Annotated in this window: 17 protein-coding genes and 2 pseudogenes; 14 read left to right on the top strand and 5 right to left on the bottom strand. The window is 45.7% G+C overall.

Annotation, left to right across the window (positions count from 1 at the left end):
• Positions 1-300 precede the first annotated feature (300 nt).
• Positions 301-1329: an aminoglycoside phosphotransferase family protein gene (locus ACN6MW_RS09135; protein WP_419875193.1), complete on the top strand. Its 1029-nt coding sequence runs from the start codon at positions 301-303 to the stop codon at positions 1327-1329.
• Positions 1330-1534: 205 nt separating this feature from the next.
• Here ACN6MW_RS09135 and ACN6MW_RS09130 read toward each other — a convergent pair.
• The 3 genes and pseudogenes from ACN6MW_RS09130 to ACN6MW_RS09120 all read right to left on the bottom strand — a co-directional run.
• Positions 1535-2478 (bottom strand): annotated as a pseudogene (locus ACN6MW_RS09130) (IS110 family transposase); the annotation flags it as partial.
• 406 nt (positions 2479-2884) lie between these two features.
• Positions 2885-3613, bottom strand: coding sequence for an SDR family oxidoreductase (locus ACN6MW_RS09125; protein WP_419875192.1), 729 nt, complete (start codon positions 3611-3613; stop codon positions 2885-2887).
• Between the two features lie 70 nt (positions 3614-3683).
• Complete coding sequence (locus ACN6MW_RS09120) at positions 3684-3938, bottom strand: Atu4866 domain-containing protein (RefSeq protein ID WP_419875191.1); 255 nt, start codon at positions 3936-3938, stop codon at positions 3684-3686.
• A 220-nt stretch (positions 3939-4158) separates the two neighbouring features.
• Here ACN6MW_RS09120 and ACN6MW_RS09115 point away from each other — a divergent pair, with 220 nt between their 5' ends.
• The 8 genes and pseudogenes from ACN6MW_RS09115 to ACN6MW_RS09080 all read left to right on the top strand — a co-directional run bounded on the left by ACN6MW_RS09115 (position 4159) and on the right by ACN6MW_RS09080 (position 15888).
• Positions 4159-5079 (top strand): AraC family transcriptional regulator, encoded by a 921-nt coding sequence (locus ACN6MW_RS09115; protein ID WP_419875190.1) that lies wholly within the window; start codon positions 4159-4161, stop codon positions 5077-5079.
• 224 nt (positions 5080-5303) lie between these two features.
• Positions 5304-5747: a GNAT family N-acetyltransferase gene (locus tag ACN6MW_RS09110; protein WP_419875189.1), complete on the top strand. Its 444-nt coding sequence runs from the start codon at positions 5304-5306 to the stop codon at positions 5745-5747.
• A gap of 191 nt (positions 5748-5938) precedes the next feature.
• Entirely contained in the window at positions 5939-6787 is an 849-nt protein-coding gene (locus ACN6MW_RS09105; RefSeq protein WP_419875188.1) for a copper amine oxidase N-terminal domain-containing protein, read from the top strand.
• Positions 6788-7154: 367 nt separating this feature from the next.
• The gene (locus ACN6MW_RS09100) at positions 7155-8099 is read left to right on the top strand and encodes a helix-turn-helix transcriptional regulator (protein WP_419875187.1); all 945 of its coding nucleotides are present in this window, start codon (positions 7155-7157) and stop codon (positions 8097-8099) included.
• A 103-nt stretch (positions 8100-8202) separates the two neighbouring features.
• A complete protein-coding gene (locus ACN6MW_RS09095; protein WP_419875186.1) occupies positions 8203-9387 on the top strand; it encodes an epoxide hydrolase family protein in 1185 nt (394 codons plus the stop codon).
• 101 nt (positions 9388-9488) lie between these two features.
• Positions 9489-10204: pseudogene (locus tag ACN6MW_RS09090) on the top strand (SDR family NAD(P)-dependent oxidoreductase).
• Positions 10205-10709: 505 nt separating this feature from the next.
• On the top strand, positions 10710-13904 hold the full coding sequence (locus ACN6MW_RS09085) for a fibronectin type III domain-containing protein (RefSeq protein WP_419875185.1): 3195 nt from the start codon (positions 10710-10712) through the stop codon (positions 13902-13904).
• Positions 13905-14436: 532 nt separating this feature from the next.
• Positions 14437-15888 carry an IS1182 family transposase gene (locus tag ACN6MW_RS09080; RefSeq protein ID WP_419875184.1) on the top strand — a complete coding sequence of 484 codons (1452 nt, stop codon included), beginning with the start codon at positions 14437-14439 and terminating at the stop codon, positions 15886-15888.
• A 161-nt stretch (positions 15889-16049) separates the two neighbouring features.
• Here ACN6MW_RS09080 and ACN6MW_RS09075 read toward each other — a convergent pair whose 3' ends face one another.
• Positions 16050-17060, bottom strand: a complete 1011-nt coding sequence (locus tag ACN6MW_RS09075; RefSeq protein WP_419875183.1) for a LysM peptidoglycan-binding domain-containing protein — start codon at positions 17058-17060, stop codon at positions 16050-16052.
• Positions 17061-17406: 346 nt separating this feature from the next.
• On the opposite strand from ACN6MW_RS09075, the gene ACN6MW_RS09070 reads away from it, so the two are divergent.
• Positions 17407-18363, top strand: a complete 957-nt coding sequence (locus tag ACN6MW_RS09070; protein WP_419875182.1) for a Gfo/Idh/MocA family protein — start codon at positions 17407-17409, stop codon at positions 18361-18363.
• On the opposite strand, the gene ACN6MW_RS09065 is transcribed toward ACN6MW_RS09070, so the two are convergent.
• Positions 18360-19268 carry an AraC family transcriptional regulator gene (locus ACN6MW_RS09065; RefSeq protein WP_419875181.1) on the bottom strand — a complete coding sequence of 303 codons (909 nt, stop codon included), beginning with the start codon at positions 19266-19268 and terminating at the stop codon, positions 18360-18362. The genes ACN6MW_RS09070 and ACN6MW_RS09065 overlap by 4 nt on opposite strands.
• A 121-nt stretch (positions 19269-19389) precedes the next feature.
• On the opposite strand from ACN6MW_RS09065, the gene ACN6MW_RS09060 reads away from it, so the two are divergent.
• From ACN6MW_RS09060 to ACN6MW_RS09045, 4 genes are all read left to right on the top strand, one after another.
• Positions 19390-20679, top strand: a complete 1290-nt coding sequence (locus tag ACN6MW_RS09060; RefSeq protein ID WP_419875180.1) for a neutral/alkaline non-lysosomal ceramidase N-terminal domain-containing protein — start codon at positions 19390-19392, stop codon at positions 20677-20679.
• A 13-nt stretch (positions 20680-20692) separates the two neighbouring features.
• Positions 20693-21889 (top strand): DegT/DnrJ/EryC1/StrS family aminotransferase, encoded by a 1197-nt coding sequence (locus ACN6MW_RS09055; RefSeq protein ID WP_419875179.1) that lies wholly within the window; start codon positions 20693-20695, stop codon positions 21887-21889.
• Positions 21890-22040: 151 nt separating this feature from the next.
• A complete protein-coding gene (locus ACN6MW_RS09050; RefSeq protein ID WP_419875178.1) occupies positions 22041-23648 on the top strand; it encodes a hypothetical protein in 1608 nt (535 codons plus the stop codon).
• Positions 23649-23756: 108 nt separating this feature from the next.
• Positions 23757-24656: an ABC transporter permease gene (locus ACN6MW_RS09045; protein ID WP_419875177.1), complete on the top strand. Its 900-nt coding sequence runs from the start codon at positions 23757-23759 to the stop codon at positions 24654-24656.
• The last annotated feature ends 12 nt before the right edge of the window (positions 24657-24668 follow it).

Raw genomic sequence — 24668 nt, 5'->3', positions numbered from 1 at the left:
CGGCTACCGCTATCTTACGACCACACAAAAATGAGGTCCACCAGAAAGATCTGGTGACCTCATAATACGAACGGGCAGAATAGTTATAACTAAAGTCTTCCCAAAAATTAGGGATTACATTTGATATAATCATCTAAGCAACTGGTTTAACGGCTGTCGTCTTCTCAATAGATGGGTTTCTATGCCCCGCAGCATGATAACGAGTATAACCAGGATAATACAAGCTACCTCATCGACAAGAGAACTCGAAACAAAACTCTCGCCATGTGGAGTAAGCAAACGGAGAAAACGGAGGAATAAATGAATATTGAACTTGAAAAGCTGATTTACGCTTTAAACCAACGGTTCAAGACGGATATCATCTCTGCCGACTGCCAAACTATGCCATTACAGGGCGGAACTGTGGGAAATGTGTACCTGGTAACGGGTATCGCCGAAAGCGTGGATGGCAAAAAATTGCCGTACCGTATAGTGCTGAAAATCCAGAATAAATGGGAGCGTTACGGCGATCCGGGCTCATGGCGTCGGGAATATGATCTCTATTCGTCTGACTTGGGAGCGACGTTCTCGCAAGCCCTCCGCTGGCCGACATGTTATCACGCAGAGCTCAATGCCGAAGAAAATGAATACCAGCTGTGGCTGGAATATATCGATGGCGTAACCGGTTTAGACTTGACCGGTGACATGTATGAAAAGGCCGCGCTGGAGTTAGGGCGCTTTCAAGGCAAGTTGTATGCGGAGCAGCCCGCCGTGCTGCAGAGCCTGACCAATCTGAGCCATGCGGATCTCATGAAGAATACGTACCTGCATTATCGGTCATGGCCGGTCGTCTACGATTATATACGCTCGGAGGATTGCGGATTCCCGCTGCACGTGCGGCAAATGCTCGTCGACATCGATGAGCAAGCGGACGAGATATTCGCTCGTATCGAAAAATTGCCCCTCGTGCTATGCCACCGGGACTTCTGGGTAACCAACCTGATCTATGCTGAAGGGAATATCGCGCTCATCGACTGGGATACCAGCGGATGGGGCTACCTGGGCGAGGATCTCGCAAGCCTGATCGCAGATGAACCGGATATCGATCACATGGTCGAATACTACCAGCGATGCGTCCCCGCGTATTACAAAGGCTTTTCGGAGTATGCACATGTAACCCGAATCGCCGATCATTGTGTCTATGAGATAATTCTTCTCGTATTCGGGTACAGGCTTGTAGAGGGGTATCTCCACACAGAGGCTGATGACGAGAAGACGAAGCATGTCCATACTCTCCAAAAAATCTATGAAATGAAGAACAACCCTGGATGGTCACATCTGGTTACATAGCCTGAACTAACGGGACACGATAGCGCAATGACAACAGGCTGCTGATAATTTCGGCAGCCTGTTCAACTAAACCAGCTAATATCTTGTCAAGATTTTTCAATAGAAGATGGGGAAGATGATGCTATACTAATTACAGAGCATACCAAATAACCCTCCAATAATGTGCTGGAAAGTTTTTTGTGTTCTTCGTTTATTTTCCGATTATATCTACTCCAACGAAGGCAACGAGTTTTTTGGGGTGATTAAACCGATCGATCTCACCAACTTCAGAGATAATCGTTGCAGCGAGTTTTTCTCCGATGCCGGGGATGGATTGGATAATCTCATATTCTTCAACTTCATTAGCGAGAGCATCTATTTGCTTTTCGAGGGTTGATAGATGCTCTTTATAATGGAGCAGCATGCTAATGTACATATTCATACTAAACAAATGACTTTGATATGGCGCTTTACGAAATGGATTTCGAAGTGCCGCTTCCATAAGGCTCTGAGCCTTTTCCTTTGCCCATTTTTCAGAACGACATGCACATATGACTGCAATTCTCTCCGTTAATTTAGCTTCTCCAGCACTCAGTACGGCCTCAGAAGTCGGGAATTCCAACAAAGTTTTGAGAGACACCGCAGCGTACAAAGCCCCGTATACACCTTTAAACTCCGGGAATACCTGATCTAATACCGCTTGGAATTGAAGTTTGATCTGGACAAACTGACCCGTAACCGATTCATGCTGTCTACTAGTAAGATTGCGGAGGTTTATGATTGCACGCCTCTCGTCTTATAATGTTCGAAATCTTCTTTGTAATAGAATTCGCATAAGGCATAGGCGTCCATGGCATCCGTTTTTACTTTGCGTAAGCTCGAGGACTTCTTCGCCTGATAAGACAGGATCGGATTGACAACAATGTAGAGGTAGTTCTGTTCTTCTAGAAACTGAGTGATAGGGGCATGGTAATGGCCCGTAGCCTCTAGAATTACCACTGGTTGTTGCCCAGCTATGGTTTCAAGATCCTTCAAAAGCTGAAGAAAACCCTGTAATCCCTCGCGTGTGTGAATGATGGTAAAACTCTTACCGTAGGGTAGTCCTATGTCTAAGAAGGCCTGGCCCTGACTTTCCCCTTTTGCTATATCCAGACCAATTACTGGATTCATTCTCCGAATCACTCCTAATGACTGTATTTGCCGGCAGCCCCTAGTCCTTCTTGCAGTGTCATAGCTTCGCTTGTTATGCGAGATCGTTGTCTCAACCAGCCTCAAACATGTTTCTGCAAGTAGGGGGTGAACAGTTTAGTTCACGGGATCACGGTCCCACGGGCAGTTACGTTCGACCCCGGCTACCGTTTACTAAACCTCTCAAAACAAAAGAGGTCAACCAGCAAAAACTGGCTGACCTCATAATACGAACGGGCAGTATAGCGTGGAAGAAACCATTAAATTAATGGCTTCTTAATAAAAGGATTGGAGATAATTTTCTGGAATTAATAATCACTGGAAATTTTATGTTAGGATGAAATATTTCACGTAAGCTGTTCCTACCATTCAAATGCCTCAAATAAGCTCAAGCTGTCGGCCTGACAACGAGTTCGTTCACATCCACCCCCGCCGGCTGCTCAATGGCGTACGCGATGGCCCGGGCTATAGCGGATGCCGGGAGAGCATTGCGACGGTACGTCCTCATCAGCTCCTTGGCTTCATCGTCTGTAATACTTTCCGCGAGCTCGGATTCCGTCACGCCCGGTGAAACGAGCGTTACTTGTATGTCGCTGCCCGTCTCTTGCCGCAAACCCTCGGTGATCGCGCGTACGGCATACTTGGTTGCGCAATATACCGCTGCTGTCGGAGAGACTTCATAGGCACCGATGGAAGCTACATTGATCATGTGGCCGAAGCCTTGCTCCTTCATGACGGGGAGCCCTGCAGCAATGCCATGAAGAACACCGCGGATGTTCACATCGATCATCCGGTTCCATTCGTCGATTTTCAAGGCCTCAAGGGGGGAGAGCGGCATCACGCCGGCATTATTCAATACGACATCGACGCGGCCGAACCTGCTCTTGGCCAAGCGGATGATTGCCTGCATCTGGTCAAGCTCTGTCACGTCCAGCTGTTGATAGACCGCCGAACAGCCTTCTGCATGAATGGCGGATGCCAACGCTTCCAGTCTCTCTATGCGTCTTGCACCCATGACGACATGAGCGCCAAGGCTTGCGAGCAGCCGCGCTGTCTCTTCACCGATACCGCTGCTAGCCCCCGTAATAACAACTACTTTCCCTTTAACTCCTGACATTGGACATCTCTCCTTATTGTTCAACCTACTTATGCTGCGAAGCGTTAAAAGTGTACAAGCTGCTTCGGCGCTACTCCTCCCGATAGAGCACCATCCCCGCGTGGTAGAGCACCGAGTCACGAAAATAGCCGTCTGCTGTGAAGCCAGAATCATCTACATATTCGATATGATCGCCTTCAATGGTGTAATGGCCCTGGTAGGCGCTCTTGCGATTGCCGCGGGCTTCGTCATACCGACCGTTTGGCAGCAGTTCATGACGGATGTATCCATCCTTTGTCACCCACATGCCAACATAGCGATATGGATTGGGATTGATGTTGTTCATGACAACCTCTCCTTTCGTGCATGAATCTTAAGATCACGATCAGCTGAAGTATATGGACTGATGCTGGTAATCTCTGATTAGGTGGACCGCTTGTTACAAGATAATTATGGTTCCAATCGCGAAAGAGGCGGTAGCTGGATATTACGTTGGTATTGCCTAATCCTCCAACAGATTTTATTGTAAAGATAAGTGTGGAGAGAATAGGAGGTAATACATAAGTATGGATGAAATGTCCTTTAATCGAAGTCGGGAATTGTTGCAGTTGATCGATCGGTTCGCCGAGCATGACGGAACGCATGAGACACTGATTCCTGCCTTGCGTTTGATTCGCGCGTCGCGTTTATCCGAACCGGTCTATTCCGTCTATGAGCCTTCCCTTTGCATCGTTGCACAGGGCGCGAAGGTTGTTATGATGGGGCAAGAGAGCTTCCAGTACGATCCGGACAGCTACTTAACAGCTTCCGTGCATTTGCCCATAGCAGGACAAATCATCGAGGCTTCACGGGAAGCGCCGTATCTAAGCCTTCAGCTGCAATTCGATATGACCCAGATTCTCGAGGTCATTCAAGCCTCCGAGCATAAAGGTCATAGCAAACGCGAATCCGGTCGGGGCTTAGTGGTCAGCCGAATGAACGATACGCTCTACGATGCTGTGCTGCGTCTTGTCAAAATGCTGGAAGCGCCGCAAGATATTCCGGTGATGGCACCTTATGTCATCCGTGAAATCATATACCGGGTTCTTCAGAATGAACAAAATGCAGCCCTGAAGCAGTTTGCTTTAATCGGCAGCCATGCACAGCGGATCGCGAAGGTGATTGAGCGCCTCAACCGCGACTTTGCTTTGCCGCTGCGCATCGATGAATTAGCTGAGGAGGCTCGGATGAGCGCCTCTTCCTTATATGACTACTTCAAGGAAGTAACCGGAATGAGCCCGATCCAATACCAAAAACAGATTAGGCTGCAGGTGGCGCGCCGGTTGCTCTTAACGGAAACTACTGAAGCGGCCGAGGCGGCATTTCAGGTCGGCTACGAAAGTCCCTCCCATTTTAGCCGTGAATACGCCCGTATGTTTGGGCTCCCCCCGGTCAGAGACATCCGTCGCTTGCGCGATACACTGCTTACTAGCGGGGGCATTTCATAGGCGTAAACACGGAGCAGATTGCGACATATGATCAGGGCAACTGTACAAGAAGGGAGTGTTCGATTTGGACGATAAAGTATCATAGTCGTGAGCTTGATTGGGGCGTTGCTCATTCTACTAGCAACAATATTTTCAAACAGTGGAGAACTGTATCACTGTGAAATGTTAGGTCATTACGCTAACGGGTACTATAGTTGAAATATTTTTATTAACGGGGGTAGGGTATGGAAATTAAGATACGAGAAGTTGTATCAAAAGACTATACTGAAGTTGTTTTCTTATGGAACGATGTACTTGGCGTTCGTACTGTTACGGATGAGAACTTTCGCGTTACGATGGAACAGATGATCAGAGCCGGCAATTACAAAACGTTTGTAGCGTTACTTGCGAATCATGTTGTTGGATTCATATCTATTGTTCATGCATTAGCTGTAGGGTCTGCGAATGGTTATCTGCATATAACCGGACTTGCTGTTCATAATGATTTTCAGCGTCATAAAGTAGGAACTGAACTGCTACGATACACTGAAAATTATGCGAAAGACAGCGGAATATCCAGCATTATTTTATGTACCGGGATGAAGCGAACCGATGCCCATGCTTTCTATGAGCATAATAGCTATGACAAAGATTCATACTGCTTTGATAAGATTATTAAACTTGACTAATGAATAACCATTTTGCGTTAAACTAACGGTTAACGATAGTTGAGCGAAACAAGGAGTAGTTTGCCTCGGCAGCTACTCCTTTTTTTCATTTAGCTAAAGGGCATAAAAGTGCAACTAATTTTATCCAGATACGTCTTAATATGGGAAAGAAATGCTGTAAACCAAAATTATCTAATAAGGAGCAATCATTTATGAAGAAAGTAATCTTTGTGGTCTTTTTTGCAATCTCAATATTTATTTCATCTTCAACTACTTATGCAGCAGAACATCAAATTAAAATTGATGGTGTTGCTATTGCTTCCGAGGTGAAGCCCGAAACTAAGAACAAACGTACAATGGTACCTCTACGTGTTATTAGTGAAAATTTGGGGGCAAGCGTCGTATGGTCCAATTCCAAGGTTATTATCGCTAAAAGCGATATGAAAGTAATATTAACACTGAACAGTAGTACAGCGTTGAAGAACAGTGAAAAGATGCTGCTTGATGTAAAACCATACATGAAAAATAATCGCATATTTGTTCCTCTTCGTTTTATTGCAGAGACGTTTGGATGCAATGTCAACTACAACAACTTTGCAGTGACTGTCGATACTGAACCGTTATTCATAGACGGTGTGCAAGTAAAAGCATTGCAACAAGAATACCATATGACTATGGGCGGCGTAGTTCAGCAAATAAATGGTAATGCATATAACGAAACCATTTATAATATTTTTGTAGAAAACAAAGGTAAAAAGGTCGAAGCACCTGCAAACTACTCATGGAGCAACACGATTGACACACTTGGGTCTTATTATAAAAATGAACAATATGATTTTCTAGACCAAAAAGAGAACAGCTTAGTTCGTTTTGACGTATATTCTTTAATTCGATCTTTTCCATCTGAACTTTTAACAGGATACCCAGAGACTTTAATTCATGATGTATCTAAAGATGAGTGGTTTTTGTTTAGCGAAACCGCAAGACAATCCATTTATAAGTTAATTGCTACCGCTGCAAAGAATAGCTTTCTGACGATTATAAGTAATACAGTTGTATAAAGTGATTTTTATTATTGCACTAACGGGGAACGATAGTTGAAAAACACATGGATGAGCAGGTGCTACGGTGGCCTGCTCTTTTTATTAAGCTAACGGGCAGGATAACGGAATAAGCCAATCAAGCGTAGATGTATTATAGCCCGGTTTTATTAACTAGGGCTTGATCATTTAAGATGATATCTGAATTCGTGGTTTCAAAAAAAAGCAACAAAACACTGGTGAACTTTCTAATCCTGACAGACTATTGTCTACAATGAAAGTTTATTATACAAGTAAGAGCCTAATTACCCGCAGGAGTTAAAGCATCGTATTCGTGGAACTGAAACATTGTATTAACTAGTTACCTTATTGAATTGGGGGGACAACAGTGAAACTTGAGCGACTTATGGCCATTACGATCCTTCTATTAAACCGCAAACGCGTACAGGCCCAAGAATTGGCTGATCGTCTGGAGGTTTCATTGCGTACGATTTATCGCGATTTGGAATCATTGAATCTAGCAGGAATTCCCATTATTTCGTACACGGGAGCAGAAGGCGGATTCGAAATCATGGAAAACTTTCGATTGGATCGGCAAATGCTTTCATTAAATGAACTTATTTCCCTCTCTACAGCTTTGCGAGGCCTTCAATCTACACAGGCATTTAGCAACCAAAATTTAGACGGGCTGCTCGACAAAGTTGGCGCATTGGTCTCGAAGGCAGAACAAGGTCGTATGGCTGGTGCTGATCAGGTCATCATAGACTTAAATCCGTGGAAAAGCAGCTCTTCAGAACGGAACAAGTATGACACGCTGCATAAAGCCGTAAGTGATAAAAGGCTGATCCGTTTTACATATACCAACGGACAAGGGGGAGAAACAGAACGTTGTATTGAACCTATGGGGCTGGTGCTCAAAGGCTACACGTGGTATCTTCACGGTTATTGCTTAAACCGAGATGATTACCGCATGTTCAGGCTTTCTCGAATCCGGAATCTACTCATTATTGAGGATACGTTCCGGCGTCGAATGGTGACGCTGTCTGAGTTGAATGAAAATTGGGGCCCGCAGCGCGATTCCAAGATGGTCGATCTGGTGCTTAGATTTACAGGACCGGCTAAGGTTCCAGCAGAAGATCATTTTGATGCGGATGAAATTGAACGGCAACCCGATGGTTCGCTTATCGTTCGGGTCCGATACCCGGATAACGACTGGTTAATCGGCTTTTTACTTCATTTTAGAACGGATTTGTTCATTCTTGAACCCTCGCATATTGCTGCAGCTGTACGGAAAAGTGCCTTGGAGATAGCTAAGCTTTATATCGATTGTTGACACACTGTTGTCAATAAACATGGTTTATTATGAGTTTAAATAGAGAGAACACATTAATCAGTTACAAGAAAATACAAAAAAATTTGAGGAGGATTTCCAAAAAATGACTTATTCAGAACAACAAATTGTACGCAGTGGCCACCAGAGCACTGAGATCAAGCCTTTCCGTATCGATGTTCCGCAGGCTGATCTTGATGAATTACGAGACCGTTTAACCCGCACCCGTTGGCCGGATGCTTTGGCCGGTGTAGGCTGGGACTATGGTATTCCCGTTGATTACCTCAAGGAACTGGCGGAATACTGGAGATCCAAATATGACTGGCGCAAACACGAGGAATCTCTTAACAAATTCCCGCAGTTCACCACCACCATAGACGGACAGAACATACACTTTCTGCATGTAAGTTCCCCAGAACCAGATGCAATGCCGTTGATCATCACACATGGTTGGCCCGGTTCGATCGTTGAGTTTATGAACATTATAGGACCGCTCACCGATCCCCGTGCTCATGGCGGTAATCCGGCAGATGCTTTCCATGTCGTCATACCTTCGCTACCCGGATTTGGATTTTCTGGACCGACAACCGAGGTAGGGTGGAACATTAATCGAGTAGCCATTGCTTGGGCTGAACTGATGCGTCGACTAGGTTATGAACGTTACGGCGCTCAAGGTGGTGACACCGGGGCAATGGTTTCTCCAGAGCTTGGACGATTTGCGCCAGACTCTGTCATTGGTATTCATGCAAACGGGCTTACAACATTCCCGTCCGGAGATCCCACAGAATCGCTTGATTTAACTGAAATCGAGCGAGCGCGCTACGATACGTTGACTCAACAAAGCTATGAGACAACGGGTTATGCGATTATACAATCTACACGACCTCAGACGCTTGCCTATGGTCTGACTGACTCGCCCGTCGGTCAGCTTGCTTGGATAGTAGAGAAGTTCAAGGAATGGACAGACCCTACAGCAAATCTTCCGGAAGATGCCGTTGATCTCGACCACATGCTAACAAATGTCTCATTGTATTGGTTGACCGGAACGGCAGGGTCATCGGCACGGATTTATAAAGAGGAGGCGAAATCCTGGGGCATGCCTGCTCAACGCTCTACGGTTCCTACTGGTGTTGCGGTTTTTCCGAAAGACATCTCGATCCGAGGTATTGTCGAACGTGAGCATAATGTCGTGCACTGGTCGGAATTCGATCGCGGTGGTCACTTTGCGGCAATGGAAGCACCTGACCTGTTAGTTAATGACATCCGAAAGTTTTTTGGTCAGCTTCGCTAAAACTACCCGAAATGTTGTTATGAAGCTCGAATCTAAAGTTAGAACATTCGAAATTAAATAGTAGGATGGAAGGAAGAATAATATGAATCTACAGGGGAAAGTTGTTATCGTTACCGGAGGCTAGAGGAATTGGAAGTGCTGCATCAAAATTATTGGCCCAACGGGGTGCGAAAGTCGTTGTTAATTATTTAAAAAATCAAGATGCTGCTGAAGCGGTGGCCTCCGATATTCGATCCAGCGGCGGAGAAGCCATTGCTCTCCGGGCGGATGTTCGTGATTCACACCAATTTACAAAGCTCGTAGACGCTACTTTAGAAGCTTTTAAGAAAGTTGATATATTGGTCTGCAACGCGAATATGAGTTTCACTGCGAAGCCCTTTGCCGAAATGAATTGGGAGGAGTTCTCTCAGAAATTAAATGATGAACTAAAAGCAGCATTCGTGACGACTAAATCCGTTATTCCGTTCATGATCGAACAAAAGTTCGGACGTATCATTTATGTATCCAGCAGTTTAGGTAAGGATCCTCGCCTTACATGATCGCTCATGGAACGGCAAAAGGAGGGTTGAATACCTTTTCCGACTATATTGCCCAAGAATTCGGTCCACAAGGGATTTCAGCCAACGTGGTTGCACCCGGATTAGTGCAAACCGATGCGACGGCCTTTTTGTCAGAGGAAGAGAAACAAACCATTAGCTTCACACCACTGAGGCGTGTGGCGGAACCTGATGATATTGCAGGTGTTATTTCGTTCTTGGCAAGCGACGATTCGCGTTTTGTTACCAGATCGTATACCCCTGTTACTGGGGGGCTGTAAATGGAGTCCAGTGTCATCTGATACTACCAATGCCAAAGTACGTTTATGAGACACCCGAGAGAATTTGATAAAGTTAGCTAATCAACAGTTATTACGCTAACGAGTAACGTTAGTTCAATGAGGGACTCTATACAAACGAAGAAGGAGCTGCCGCGGCAGCTCCTTCTTCCATCTTCACAAAATAAGAAATTTTGTACATATGTCTGAGATTGTCAGCGCGGAGACTGCCAGAAGAAGAATTCGTAGGATAACCAATTTCTCTAATCAGGCAACGGGGAGGAAATCGAAGGCGACCGAATATTGGTCTCGCGTCCGGCGCACGGTCGATCATATTGAGGAATTGCTTGGATGAACCTCACTGTGATGTTAAATTCCGTGCTTGTTTTAGATAGGCGGGGGCAATACACTTTCATTTATATATTCAAAACGAGAACTTATATGATATATTATTGTTCGAAATGAATAATTATATATAATTGGATAGATGAGGAAAACGGAGGCATTTATGAAAAGGTTGCGATTAAAGGTTCAATATTTGCTCATTACAGGTATGCTTGCGCTGCTGTTCGTCCCCCTGTCATCCTATGCGGCGGAACAGAGTGCCGTTAGCGAAAGCGGTTTAACGGAAGCCATTAATGGAATGGGAATAACGGTGACGTCTCCTGCTAACGGTACTATAGTGGGAAATCAGCTATACATAGGACTTAAAGTTTCTTATACAACGTTCCAAATTGCAAAAGTGACGGCACAGGTTGATGACGTTACTATGAATTTCGTTTCATGCGGGGTAAATTATACCTGTTGGAAGGGAACAATGGATATTTCTTCTTTACCCAAAGGGGAAAAGTCGGTATTGATTACCGCTTGGGATTCCAAAGGAAACTCAGTCAGCAAGACTATCGATATCATCTACGATGAGAAGCCGGTCCTTCAGGTTCAGCAGCTTGCAACAGATTTTACCGGACAGACCCCGAAACTCCGCGTTCAGGCAACCTGTACGGATGATGATCCTAACGGTTGTACACTAGAGATATCTTATGGCAGCGAAAAAATAACTCGAGTAAACAGCATCGATCAACATGTAGATTTGGGTGAATATATCGATCAGGGACTTGATATTTCATTGACGGCTGTAGATTCAAGAAATCAAACCGCTAGTCAGAGCTTCTCGGTTTGGCCGGAACACAGCGAGTGGCTTCGCCTGGTCGATACGGTGGACGGCGATATTCTGGATGTCAGCACGGAAAAAATATTATTTGATAACCGTCAAAAAAAGCAGCTGGGTATCAAAGACCGAAAATCCGGTGAAATCATTACCGTTCCCTACGATCTCCCTGTAAACGATGTATTTAAATACGGCTTTTTGACTCCCCACGGCGCTGTTATGGCTCTTCAATTAGATAAAGGGATAATGGATGCCCCGTCCGTCCTTTATGAGTGGAGAGACGGCAAGCTCGATTCTTTAGGGTATTTCCATTCAAGTTTCGCTTGTGAGCAGGAATATCTTCTTTGCAGTATTCACGATGTACCCGTAAACCAAAACTATGCTCTCTATGAAAATAGTGATCTTATTTTACGAAATTTGGTGACGGGAACAAACGAAATTATTCCAAGTCCACCGGAAGAACTCATCATGAGATTTTTTCTTACTGGAAATGAGGTCTATTTTGCAACTTACGGTATGAGTTGGGAAAACCCTGGAGGGAGCTATAAATACGACAAGGGCACTATTACTCCCTTGGACCATTCCACCTCCGAAACCCTCTTATCATCTATAACAGATGGCCATTATACCTTGTTTTGCAAAACCAATAGCTATAATTCACCGTGTTCTTTGGTGCTTCGCGGACCCGATGGCGATCAGGCCATAGGCGAGGTATGGTCGGACGTAAGAGGAAGTGATTACCAATTAAATCAAGGTTGGGTAGCTTACAACCGTCCAACAATTAGCGGAGAGCAGCTATGGCTTCGCGCTCCCGACGGCCAAGAGCAGCAGGTTGCAAATTTCCGCACAAGTTACCCCTATATAATCGCTTACTTAGCCGAAAACGGTGACGTCGCTTTTTATAACGATAACAAGCTGTTTCTTCGTAAATATAAGGCTGACGGAATAAGCGATCCTGTAGAAATCGGAACATCCGAACTGCGGCTGGTACGGCTGGACGGGCAAGAATATGGAATGATTGACAATACGTTATTTGCGTTAAAAAAAGAAACGACGGCACCGACGATCGGCAGTGTGCAGCCTTTGGATGGCGAGACGGTAACCGTGAATAATCCGGTCTTATCCGCTGTCATTTTGGATCCCGATTCGGGGGTGGATCCCTTTACGCTGATAGTCAAAGTCGACGATCAAATTCTGGAATCCAGCTATGACGTGGAGTCGATGACCGTGACCGCGCCTGCCTCTGGATTGCAGGATGGTACCCATTCCCTTCTGATCCGTGCTGCGGATAAAGAAGGAAATATTGCAGAGCATTCCGGCAGTTTCACTGTCAAGAAATCTGTATGGTCTGTATGGCCAGAAGGAAGCAGCTTGAAGGCAGAGAATGTCGGACGGAATGCACTTGCCTTATCCTGGCCGGCCGCCCGGGAGAGCAATGGTTACCGGATATACAGGAACGGGGAACTCATAGATACAGTGAACGGAAACGTCCATTCGTATGATGTAACGATGCTGCAGCCGGATACCAGATACATCTTTAAGGTGGAGTCAGAGCTGCCGGACGGCAATTGGTCGACGGATGGACCGTCTATGTCGGTGAGGACGTCAAGTCCATTCTTAGAATGGCTTAACAAGCTTCATGCCGCCTTCGTTGCCGGCAATCCAGCGGACATACAGGACGTGAGAAATCTGCTCGATGAAATCGCGGGGCTGGACGATTCGGCCGATCAGTCGCTGATCGATCCCTTATGGAACAAAATCAGCGCCAAGCTGCCGGCATCAGTTGATCAGGCCGAGCTAAAGATCAGCCTGTTCCGAATCGTCAAGGCTATCGGTTCGTTACGTTACGATCCACAGTTGTCCGATTTGGAAGCCATTCGGACGAATCCGGAATTCATAGCGGCACTAGAGACGATTGCAGCGGCCGGAGGCCATCCGAATGTATCGATGGACGATTTCCTTATCCTGCTTTTTGGCGATGGAAGAAATGCAGCAGGGATAGAAGGAACAGTCCGCGATATACTGAAGAATATGAAACCGAAGGAACTTGCGGCACTGCTCGCCAATAAGGATCGAATGAATGCGGTCTTAAGCAAAGCGCTGGCTGAAGTATTAGATGATAAAAATACGTATGCGCTTAGCGCGGTGCTATACAAACTTGATGTTAAGCCTGAAGACGTAAGGTCGGCGGTGTATAACTTCCAGGTAAAACTGAAGCATGATGTGCCGGCCATTAACGCGTTAATCGTTGCTTTTATCCGTTCTGAAGCGGATGAGACAGTCAAAATAATTGCGAACGGCAAGAAGCACGAATACGGGCTCAAGGTTCTCGATATTGAGCTTCCGTCCATTATTGTGAAATGGACAAAAGTATCCGGGAGTGACGATGTGACCGTGAATTTGAACGGAAACGTATCCATTCCGAATCATGCCGCAAGCGGTACAGCAGTCATACAAGCGTCGCTGTTTAATCCTTACGGCGGAAAAGCGAAAGTCATCTTTCAAAAAGAAGTGACGCTGATAAATGCCGACTGAATGGCAACAGAATATTAAGGTATATTCGAACCATAAAGGAGCTGTCTCAAACTTGAAAATTTTTGAGCAGCTTCTTTTTTATCTCGATTATGGATTTTGAGCGGTTGTATTTCCTTTCGATTGTTGTTGAAATCTTTGAAATCTGGAAAGACACGTCTTCCCTTTAGGAACAAGAGGGATTCAATTTTTTGATAAAAGTGGTAAGAAAATCAATTTTTGAGTTCAATTTGATGTTAAGCTAACGGGACACAATAGTTGAACAATCAAGGAGCAGTTTATCACAGTGTCTCGTTAGAAAATCAACAGGATGTTATTCAATGGCTTGAAGCGGATGCAGGTGTGCAGAAAGACTGAAAAGTGAAGGGGCAGAAAGCGCCCTGGAACAAATCAACTCTATAAGAGATCCTCGTCGAGAGAGAGGCCACTGAAAAAGTCCATCCTCTAGAAAAAGGTACAGTCCTTCAAGAAAGTTGAAGAGGCTGTACCTTTTTTGGCGTATAATTAAGGCATCATGAAAAGCGGATGAGAGCGGATGATTCGGCAACAACAAACCTTGGTTCTGAGTCCTTATGCGGCACTGTATGACATTGTTGTGCCGAAGGACAATATGCTCCGTCAAATCAATGAGTTAGTAGACTTCTCTTTCATATATGAAGAACTGGAAGCAAAATATTGTTTAGACAATGAACGTAATGCCATTGACCCCGTTCGCATGTTTAAATATTTGCTGCTGAAAGCCATCTTTGAACTATCCGACGTGGACATTGTCGAGCGCTCTAAGTACGGCCTGTCGTTCAAATACTTCCTCGGCATGGCACCGGAGGACCCGGTAATCGACCCAAGCTCCCTGACCAAATTCCGTAAACTGCGGTTGAATGACATGAACCTATTGGATATGCTCATTGGTAAGACGGTAGCCCTTGCCATCGAGCAGAATATCCTATTGAGCAACTCCATCATCGTTGACGCTACGCATACGAAAGCGCGTTATAACCAGAAATCGCCCCAGGAAATTCTGCAAGACCGTGCACGGAAGTTGCGAAAGGCTATTTACACGATGGATGAATCGGCCAAAGCCAAAATGCCAACAAAGAACGCAACCAATGTACTCGAAGACGAAATCGAATATTGCCAGAAGCTCGTAGCCTTCATCAAAAACGAATCCGGGATCGCACAAGTACCGAAAATTCTAGAGCCTCTTAATCTGTTGAAAGAGACCATAGCAGATGACGTCGAGCAACTTCGCCTGGCAGCGGATCCGGATGCGCGTGTGGGACATAAGAGTGCAGACTCTGCTTTCTTTGGATACAAAACACATCTGGCGATGTCCGAGGAACGCATGATTACAGCGGCTGTCATTACAACAGGCGAGAAGAATGACGGTAAGCAATTGCAGACGCTTATCGAAAAAAGCAAAGCAATAGGCATGCGGGTTAAGACGGTTATTGGCGATACCGCTTACTCCGAGAAGGATAACATTTCATACACGAAGAACAACGAGATTGAACTTGTATCGAAACTAAATCCGCAGATTACGCAAGGCGGTCGCAAGAAAGAGGACGAATTTTTGTTCAACAAAGATGCTGGCATGTACGTATGCCCAGCTGGTCACATGGCCATCCGTAAGGCTCGGCAAGGCAAGAAAGACGCCGGTACAAACCAAGTAGACACCTATTACTTTGATGTGGAACAATGTAAACGTTGTCCACTCAAGGAGGGCTGCTACAAAGAAGGCGCCAAAAGCAAGAGCTATTCCGTCAGTATTAAATCCGATGTACACTCGGAGCAAATGGTATTCCAAGAGACGGAATATTTCAAGGAAAAATCCAAGGAGCGCTACAAAATTGAAGCAAAGAACAGCGAACTCAAACATGGACACGGGTATGATGTAGCCACATCCTCGGGTCTGATTGGCATTGAGATGCAAGGAGCTATGACCATATTCGCTGTAAATCTTAAGCGAATATTGAAACTGATGGATTGATAAGCAAGGTGAATAGCCCAAATTCAAACACAAAAAAGACATCCTACTCCCCAAAACACGGGAATGAATGTCTTTTTTGTCTTATCCAAGGCTTCCTAAGGAAAGACGTAAGTTCTTCAGTGGCCTCGCTATGGCGGAGCCTTTTCTTTCAGACTTCGTTTCTAAGCTTTTGGAATTTTCAGCACCGTGCCGGCTTTTACATCATCAAGATTTACAATATGATTGTAATCCGCAATGGACTTCACATATTTGTCGGAGCCGTAATAGATTTTGGAGATGCTGTAGAGCGTCTCGCCATTCTTTACGATATGAACGGGAGTGCCATTTTCTTCATCAATCTTATAATTTTTCAGGGACGGAATAAGGAGGTTGGTGCCTGCTTTCAAGCCTACATTTTTATCAAGCTTGTTTTCTTTCGCAATATAATCCACATATTTCGCTGATTTATAAAACATTCTGGAAATTACTGACAGCGTATCGCCTGATTGGATCAGATAGGTAGCAGGCAAATTAATTTTCGAATAGTCTTTGGTTCCCTGCTGACTGCCATCTATCGAGCTGTCTGTTGATGATAATACGGGGATCTTAAGCGTATCACCGGCTTTCATATCATTAATAAACACGATATGGTTATACGCTGCAACCAGCGCATAATGCTCCTTAGATTGATAGAACTTCTCGGATATCGATCTTAGCGTATCGCCTTTTTGAACAACATAGGTGGTTGGAAGCTTCACCGTTTTAGAAGGGGCTTCCGTTGATTTATTGCCATCATCCTTATTTTCTTGCATTGGTTGTTCTGTCTGTGCAGGCTTAGGAGTCTCCGTTGGCTTATCACCTTCTTTGACCGTTGCGTCGGATGCAGTAGGAGAAGGCTCTTCCGTCACATCTTTGTATTCCTCTATAGGCTCTTGTTCCTCTCCGCTGTCAAGGGTTCCGGCGGGGATGGGGTCATCTGCCAAGGGCTCGTTTCCGCTATTCCCATTATTAAGGGAATCCGAATCAGCAAGAGGAAGCGTAGAATCAACTTTATTCGTATTTTTACCGTACAATGCTCCGCAAATACCAACAAAAATGATGAATATCGCCAGATAGATGATGAGTTTTGTTTGCTTTAAAGATGACAGGCGGCCTTTGGAACGGTTGCTTCTGCGTGTGCTTCTCTTATTCAAAACGTAATCTTCTCCTTTGTTCCTCAACTTAATTCTATTCTATCGGACTTATTGAACCCTGTGGAATGGGCCTAAACAGCCAATTAAGTAGTACCCGAAATGCTCCGTATGTAATAGCGCTATGGTGGCCTGCTCTTTTTATTAAGCTAACGGGCATAAATATTCGCAAGGGTTATGCTGTAGTTCGTTCATAAAACATAAACAGGGGAGCCAAGGGGCTCTCTTTTTATATTTTTTTATAAGGCCTCTTTGAAATATCAGAATTGTCTGTTTGCGTAATAATTTTGACCATCCTTTTTTGTGGATTTCATTAAACTGAAGTAGAAATAAGAGGAGGATGGTAGGCATGAACATCGGATTAATCGGGTGCGGCGCGATGGGAAGAGTATACGTTGATCGTTTGATGAGGATGAAGGGAGTTCGGATAACGGCAGTCTGCCATCCTGAGCGGGAGAAAGCAGCCGCATTAGCAGAAATGGCGCAGGCAAGAATCTATGAATCTTACAACGAAATGATCGCGCGTCCGGATATCGATATCATCTGCGTGACTTTGCCGACTTACTTGCATAAGGAATATGTGCGGATGGCTCTGGAGGCTGGAAAGCATGTTATTTGCGAGAAACCGCTGACACTGACCGAGGAGGATTGTTGGGAATTAATAGAGACAAGCCGAGCAAAGGGTGTTAAATTGTGTGTCGCCCATGTCGTTAGATTTTTTCCGGAATATAAGGATGCCCGCCTGCGGTTGCGTTCAGGGGAAGTTGGGGCGGTCAAGTCCGTGCGTACAATAAGAGCAAGTCTAATGCCGGCGGAGAACAGCTGGTTTCTGGATAAGCGAAAAAGCGGCGGCGTTGTGTTTGACCTTATGATTCATGATATCGATTACGTGCTTTGGCTTCTTGGAGATCAAATTACACATATTAGAGCTGAAATTATAGCTCGCGAGGGAATGGAGCAAGCGTTGGCATGGCTCTATTACGCTGACGGAACTAAGGTTAGCTTAGAGGCTGTTTGGGGTGCGTCTGACTTTCATGCCGGGTTTGATATGACGGGAGAACAGGGGGTTCTTAGTATAGGCGGCGTCAAAGAGGATATTGGGAGTGATAATAAGGCGGTTCATGAGAGCTCATCGGATCGAGGTGTTATTATACCTGAGGCGTCAGAGTTTGGGGATCCCTATTATTTCCAGTTATTAAGCTTTATTCAGGCAATCGAGATGAAAGGTCCGCTTCCTATAACGGCGGAAGAAGCTTGTTCCGCCGTCAGAATTGCGAATCGGATAGTAGGGTGCTTTGAATCCTAATCCATTGAAGCATCGGACTGAGGGGAGGTGGTTGCTGGTTCTCTTGAGTACTTTAGACGGTATTCACGGGGTGATATTCCTTCGATTTTCATGAAAACCCTGGAGAAGGTGCGAAAGGATTGAAAGCCGGTTTCCAAGGAGACATCAAGAATAGACATGCTTGTGTTCAGCAGCAGACCGGTAGCTCTCCTGATCCGAAGGCTGTGCAAATATTGAAGGAAAGTTGTTCCCATTACTTCCTTGAACGCTAGACTAATGGCGGAAACGCTGGTATCGAATTGGCTGGAGAGTATTTCAAGGGATAAGTCGTTAATATAGTGGATATTCACATATTGAATGACATTCCATATCAACTTTTTATTGCGATAATTGGAACTCGGCGGTGTGAGGTTATTTCTTCTCTGATGAGCGCGGAAATAGATAATCAGGGCTTCGATTAGCTTGCTGCGAATATACGAATTTTTAGCCAGCTTGTCTTCTCGGTATTCTAACCGCATTTTTTCAAGGCAGGCTCTCATCTCGGCGTAAGGGTGAGGATCGAGATCTACGTAGGATGTGGATCCGTCATTCGTGCCTAAAATGATCGTGCCGAAATCCGCCTCCATTGTTGATCCGAACAGCAGGCTTATATCGAACATGCAACAAATCACTTCTACACCCGTATCATCGCAAAATATTTCGTGCATATCATGGGGGCGTAAAAAAGTGACTGTTCCTGGTTGAAGTTTATGCGGACTCCCATTAATGAATTCGGTCCCGGTTCCGCTAACAACGAGGGATAGTTCGAGCACATCATGGTGATGCAAAGCATAATGCTTATGGAGCGTATGCGTTGTAACTACGCACGAAAACTTGCGGCTCACGGCTCCAGATAAAGACAGAACATCTTCATATTCCGGAAACATAACCATGTCGATTTACCCCCGATTTCTTCAATGTTTTCTTTATATTGACCAGGTAAATGAAAAAAATGACCGAATTCTTAATGAAATATATTATAACATAGAAATCGGAAGGAGTGATTCTGTGGAGCTTCAATTGAGTGTCGGTACAGCCAAAGTCGATATCACTCCGCCATTCGCTTTGCCGCTCGCTGGTTTTGCCAGCCGGAACAATCGAAACTTCGAGACCATCGATAGCTTCTTGTTCTTGCGAACGTTTTATTTCCTACAGCACTCTACGGACGGTTCAAAGTTACAGTCGCTGCTCATGTCTGCCGATATTCTGTTCTGGTCGGAAGAGCTGGCTGATCAACTGCGCATGCGAATTGAGCGGCAGTGGGGAATCGCGGTGGACGCCATTATTCTGCATGCCACTCATACGCACTCCGGTCCGGCCATTTCAATGCGAACAATTGGGCTAGGAGAGCCTGATCCGAATTACCTCGCTTTTTTGGAACAAGCGGTAATCCAGAGTGTGGAACAGGCAGTAGGCGATGCCGAGCCTGTGAGCATACAGATGGGAAAAGGCACATCCGGAATCGGCGTGAATCGCAGGAAGAAGGATGGGGACCAAATTGTTTTGTCTCCGAACCCCGAAGGAGTGACCGATCCTGAGCTAAGGGTATACGTCTTTACTACTTTCGCAGGGAAGAAGAAGGGGGTGCTAACCCACTATGCCTGTCATCCAACGCTAACGGACCGCAATTCGGTATCCTCTGAATTTTGCGGTTACGCGATGGAACGGCTGGAGAACCGTTACGACTCCTTGACGGTATGCGCTTATCTTCAAGGCTGCAGCGGCGATATTAATCCCTTAAGGCCGGAAGTTGCCGAAAGCAATCAGGATGTCATTTCCATCGTAGGACAAAGGTTTGCCGACGATGTAGACGCGATCCTATCTGGAGAGCTTGAATGGCTTGAACCCAATGTATTGACTAGTAGGCGTTCGATTGCAGTACTTCCCTTTGCAGAAATACCTACTAAGGCTAAGCTGCAGCGAGTCGTGGATGAATCGGCTTCAGCCGACGTCCGCAAGTGGGCTCAAAGCTTCTTGGAGCAACCCGACAGGCTCAGGAAGCAAGCCCGATTTGAAATAACAAAGCTAGCTATAGCGGAAGGGTTAACATTTATAGCTATGAATGGCGAAATGGTCGTGGAATATGGCTTGTTCTTGAAAAGCTGCTCCCCGGGCCTAGTCCCTCTGGCTTATAGCAATGGAATGATCGGATATATTACAACCGCTAATCAGCTGCAGGAAGGCGGATATGAGCCGATTGAATCTGTCACTTATTTCGGCCTTCCTTGTCCCTTCGACCAAGCTGTTGAGGCGGAAGTAAAAAGACAGCTTATGGCTATTATCGACGAACAAATTTAGGAGGAGAAACAGTATGCAGAAGTTAAGATTAGCAGTAGACGGTGGAAGTCCGATACGAACGCACCCGTTTCCCAAGTGGCCGATTTTCGGAGAACTGGAAGAGAAGCTAATGTTGGAGGCTGTCAGATCAGGGAACTGGGGAGGTGTGGATCCGGATAAAATCAAATTATTCGAGGAGAAGTTTGCCCTTCTGCAGGATGCGAAATACGCCGTAACAGTCAACAATGGCACAGTTGCCATAAGCATTGCTTTACTGGCTGCAGGCGTAGATGCCGGCGATGAGGTCATCATGCCTCCCTATACGTTCATTGCTACAGCTACGGCTGCATTGTTGATCGGCGCTATTCCGGTATTTGCGGATGTAGATGAGTCGATGCTGATCGATCCGGATCAGGTTGAAGCAGCGATCACTCCAGCTACCAAGGCGATTATCGCAGTTCATATTGCCGGCGCTCCGGCCAACATGACCCGATTGAGGCAAATTGCGAAGACTTATAAACTAAGGTTAATAGAAGATGCCGCGCAGGCGGTAGCCGCTAAATGGGAAGACCAGGGGGTAGGAGCCCTGGGTGATCTGGGTACCTTCAGTCTCCAATCCAGTAAAAATATCAATAGCGGCGAGGGCGGAGTCATTGTGAGTAACGATGAGGAATTGGCCGATCATGTCTGGTCGATTCATAACTGCGGTCGTGTTCGCAACGGTAAATGGTATCAGCACGAGCGTATTGGCTGGAACTTCAGGTTCAGTGAGGTGCAGGCTGCGCTAGCGCTAGCCCAGTTGAGCCGAGTGGAAGAACAGATGGAAATTCGCCAGCGTAGCGCAAATCATCTGGATGGACTCTTGCATCAAATTGAAGGAATCCATCCCGTGAAATATGATAGCAGAATTACGAAACATGCGAACCACCTTTATATGTTCAAGCTGGATAGAGACGTTACAGACAGAATTGTTAAAGAAGATTTTATCCGCAAGTTGAATGCGGAGGGGATACCGGTTACGGCAGGTTATGTCCCTCTTAACAAAAATTCCGCCATTATCGATCGAATCCACAAGCTGCTTGGAGAGGTTAGGACTAACAGCTGTCCGGTGGCAGAAAGAGCGTCCGAACATGAATTGCTCTGGTTACACCAGAACGTTCTTCTTGGATCCGAGAGGGACATGGAAGATATAGTGAATGGTATCAACAAAGTAACCCAATCCTATTTATAGAGCAGTAGATTTAGAAATGAGTGGCGGCTTCGCAGTATACAGTCTAATTTCCGGGGATTGGCCAAATGCCTTGCAGGATCGCGACCTCAGGCAGATGACCGCCTTGCAAACATAAATCATGAACTACACTAGACGAGAGGGGTATCACTGAATGAAGAAAACTTGGGTTATCGTCATCGCACTCGCACTCATTTTTACCGCGTGTTCTAGCAAGGAGAACAAAGGAAACGAGAACAGTCCGAATAGTGAAGGGAAATTAAGCACTGAAAGCAATAATGAAAGCGCAACCAAAAGTCCGGATTCGGGCAATAAATCCATTAAGGTACTGCTTTCCCACGCAGAAGCGGAGTATGCCAAAACTGTCAAAGCAGACGATCCCTATATCAAAGAGTTAAACAAATTATCGGGTTATAATCTCAGTTTTGATTTTCTGGGACATTCCGACTACGATCAACAGCTCTCTCTTCGTTTTGTTTCCGAGGATTTGGCGGATTTGGTCCGGACGCCCAGCATCGATTCCACCATTCACAAGAATGCGGTTGAACAGGGTATCTTCAAAGAATTAGGTCCCTTGATTGATCAGTACGGTCCAAACCTCAAAAATCGCATTCCCGAAACCGCATGGAACAGTCCACGAGTTCAGAAGGACGGGAAAATTTACGGCATTCCGGTTCTTGTCGGAACGGCAAACGACAGAATCGGTTTTATCCGCCAGGATTGGCTCGATAAGCTGAGTCTGAAGCAACCGGAAACGATTGACGAGTGGCTTAACTATTTCGAGCAGGTTAAGGTTCAGGATGTGAACGGAAATGGTGATCCGAACGACGAATACGGCTATACGATGTTTGAAGGAGTAGGTTGGAGCTCAATGTTCTTCGGATCGTTCGGCGTTGATCCCGGAACTTGGCACATGCAGGATGGCAAGCTGATTCCTGATATGATCAGCCCGAAGATGAAGGAAGCCATCGCATTTTATAGGATGCTATATGAGAAAGGGTATGTCAATCGTGATTTGTTCACGAAGAAGGAGGCCGATTTCCGCGCCGATATCTATAACGGCAAGTCGGGAAGCTTTGCTGCCGCTGTCTATCAATACACACCAGACTTCAGTGCAACCAATGCGCCGAAAAAGTTCGTCAACGAGCCTGACAAGGTCAAGATCTCGATGGTTGCTCCACCGGCGGGACCTCGAGGCGAAAGAGGTTTGGGACCCGTGTCCGACGGCATTTATTTTGTGTGGGTGATTCCAGAAACGGTAAAAAATCCCGAAGAAATCATCAAGTATCTCGATTGGGCATGGAGTGCCCCGGAAGCAGATAAGTTCTTCGCTTATGGGATTGAGGGCTCCAACTACACCGACGAAGGCGGAGAACTCAAATACGATGTTTCGGCTCCTGTGAACGCGGACAAAAATGCGTTCCAAATGTTTCAATTGTCCATCAATCCCCGTGAAATCGGGTTCAACAACGATCTGGTATTAAAAACGCTGCCGGAATCGGAAAAGATCATTGCAGGCTATAAGCTCTCGGCGGATATTGCAATGCCGCACGATAGTCTGTATATGCCGCCGCTTGTCACCTTCCAGAACAACCCGGAAATATCGACATGGGGAACGATGTTCGTCGAGATGTTCTCCAAGATCATGACGGGAAATCAACCGATTGAAGCCTTCGACAAATTTGTTGCGGACTGGAATAAACGCGGCGGAGATAAGGCAATCGAAGAAGCAACGCAGTGGTATAATGCGTTCCATAAATAACCTTAATTGTGAATTGCGCTGCATGCCTAATGCATGCAGCGCGGCTCGCGAATGATCAGTAAAGCTGGAAAAGCAGGTTGGCCATCCACAAGATCGGCAGGTGATGTTATGAATAGGCGGTTGGTTTTACGCGACAAGTGGGTTCTCATCTTGTTCGCTTTGCCCGGATTGCTCTATTTTTTATTATTCAAATACGTTCCACTACTTGGCAATGTCATTGCCTTTCAGGACTATAACATCTTTAAAGGAATTTTACACAGCCCGTGGGTGGGTTTTGCTCAATTTGAGCGGATGTTCGGGTTCGAAGATTTTTATGAAGTGTTTCGCAACTCGGTGAAGCTCGGCTTGTATTCGCTGTTGTTCGGCTTCCCTGCACCGATCATTTTGGCATTGCTGCTGAATGAACTGAAATCGATGGCGTTCAAGAGAGTCGTGCAAACCGTTGTCTACATGCCTCACTTCTTGTCGTGGGTTATCGTCGGCTCCATCTTCATCAATCTACTCTCTTACGAAGGCATTATTAATACGATAGCTAGTCAAATGGGTATAGCAAAGGTTGACTATGTAACGCAAGGAAACACCTTCATTGCCGTACTGATATCTACTGGGATCTGGAAAGAAGTTGGATGGGGCACGATTCTCTACCTGGCAGCACTATCTGGAATTAATCCGAATTTTTATGAAGCTGCCATGGTTGACGGCGCAGGCAGATGGAGGCAAATGTGGAGCATTACACTGCCCTTATTGATGCCGACTATGGTTGTCGTGCTGCTTCTGTCGATTGGGCATATTCTGGACGCGAATGTAGAGCAGGTGCTGATTTTCCTGAATCCGCTGGTTAGGGATGTGGGAGAGGTGTTCGATACGTATGTCTATACTTTCGGTTTGGTAGGCGGCCAATACAGCTATACGACGGCAATTGCCTTATTTAAAGCCGTGGTGGGCATTGTACTTGTATTCGGGCTGAATGCGATCAGTCGTAAAACAACCGGAGAGAGCCTTTACTAACATCGGAGGTGG

The organism is Pristimantibacillus sp. PTI5 (genome assembly GCF_048572955.1).
GTDB lineage: Bacteria > Bacillota > Bacilli > Paenibacillales > Paenibacillaceae > Pristimantibacillus.
This window is presented reverse-complemented; position numbering and strand designations above follow the sequence as displayed.

Coding starts and splice junctions, on each gene's coding strand:
- ACN6MW_RS09135 (WP_419875193.1), top strand. CDS start 301: ATGAATATTGAACTTGAAAAGCTGATTTACGCTTTAAACCAACGGTTC.
- ACN6MW_RS09125 (WP_419875192.1), bottom strand. CDS start 3,613: ATGTCAGGAGTTAAAGGGAAAGTAGTTGTTATTACGGGGGCTAGCAGC.
- ACN6MW_RS09120 (WP_419875191.1), bottom strand. CDS start 3,938: ATGAACAACATCAATCCCAATCCATATCGCTATGTTGGCATGTGGGTG.
- ACN6MW_RS09115 (WP_419875190.1), top strand. CDS start 4,159: ATGGATGAAATGTCCTTTAATCGAAGTCGGGAATTGTTGCAGTTGATC.
- ACN6MW_RS09110 (WP_419875189.1), top strand. CDS start 5,304: ATGGAAATTAAGATACGAGAAGTTGTATCAAAAGACTATACTGAAGTT.
- ACN6MW_RS09105 (WP_419875188.1), top strand. CDS start 5,939: ATGAAGAAAGTAATCTTTGTGGTCTTTTTTGCAATCTCAATATTTATT.
- ACN6MW_RS09095 (WP_419875186.1), top strand. CDS start 8,203: ATGACTTATTCAGAACAACAAATTGTACGCAGTGGCCACCAGAGCACT.
- ACN6MW_RS09085 (WP_419875185.1), top strand. CDS start 10,710: ATGAAAAGGTTGCGATTAAAGGTTCAATATTTGCTCATTACAGGTATG.
- ACN6MW_RS09080 (WP_419875184.1), top strand. CDS start 14,437: ATGATTCGGCAACAACAAACCTTGGTTCTGAGTCCTTATGCGGCACTG.
- ACN6MW_RS09070 (WP_419875182.1), top strand. CDS start 17,407: ATGAACATCGGATTAATCGGGTGCGGCGCGATGGGAAGAGTATACGTT.
- ACN6MW_RS09065 (WP_419875181.1), bottom strand. CDS start 19,268: ATGTTTCCGGAATATGAAGATGTTCTGTCTTTATCTGGAGCCGTGAGC.
- ACN6MW_RS09055 (WP_419875179.1), top strand. CDS start 20,693: ATGCAGAAGTTAAGATTAGCAGTAGACGGTGGAAGTCCGATACGAACG.
- ACN6MW_RS09050 (WP_419875178.1), top strand. CDS start 22,041: ATGAAGAAAACTTGGGTTATCGTCATCGCACTCGCACTCATTTTTACC.
- ACN6MW_RS09045 (WP_419875177.1), top strand. CDS start 23,757: ATGAATAGGCGGTTGGTTTTACGCGACAAGTGGGTTCTCATCTTGTTC.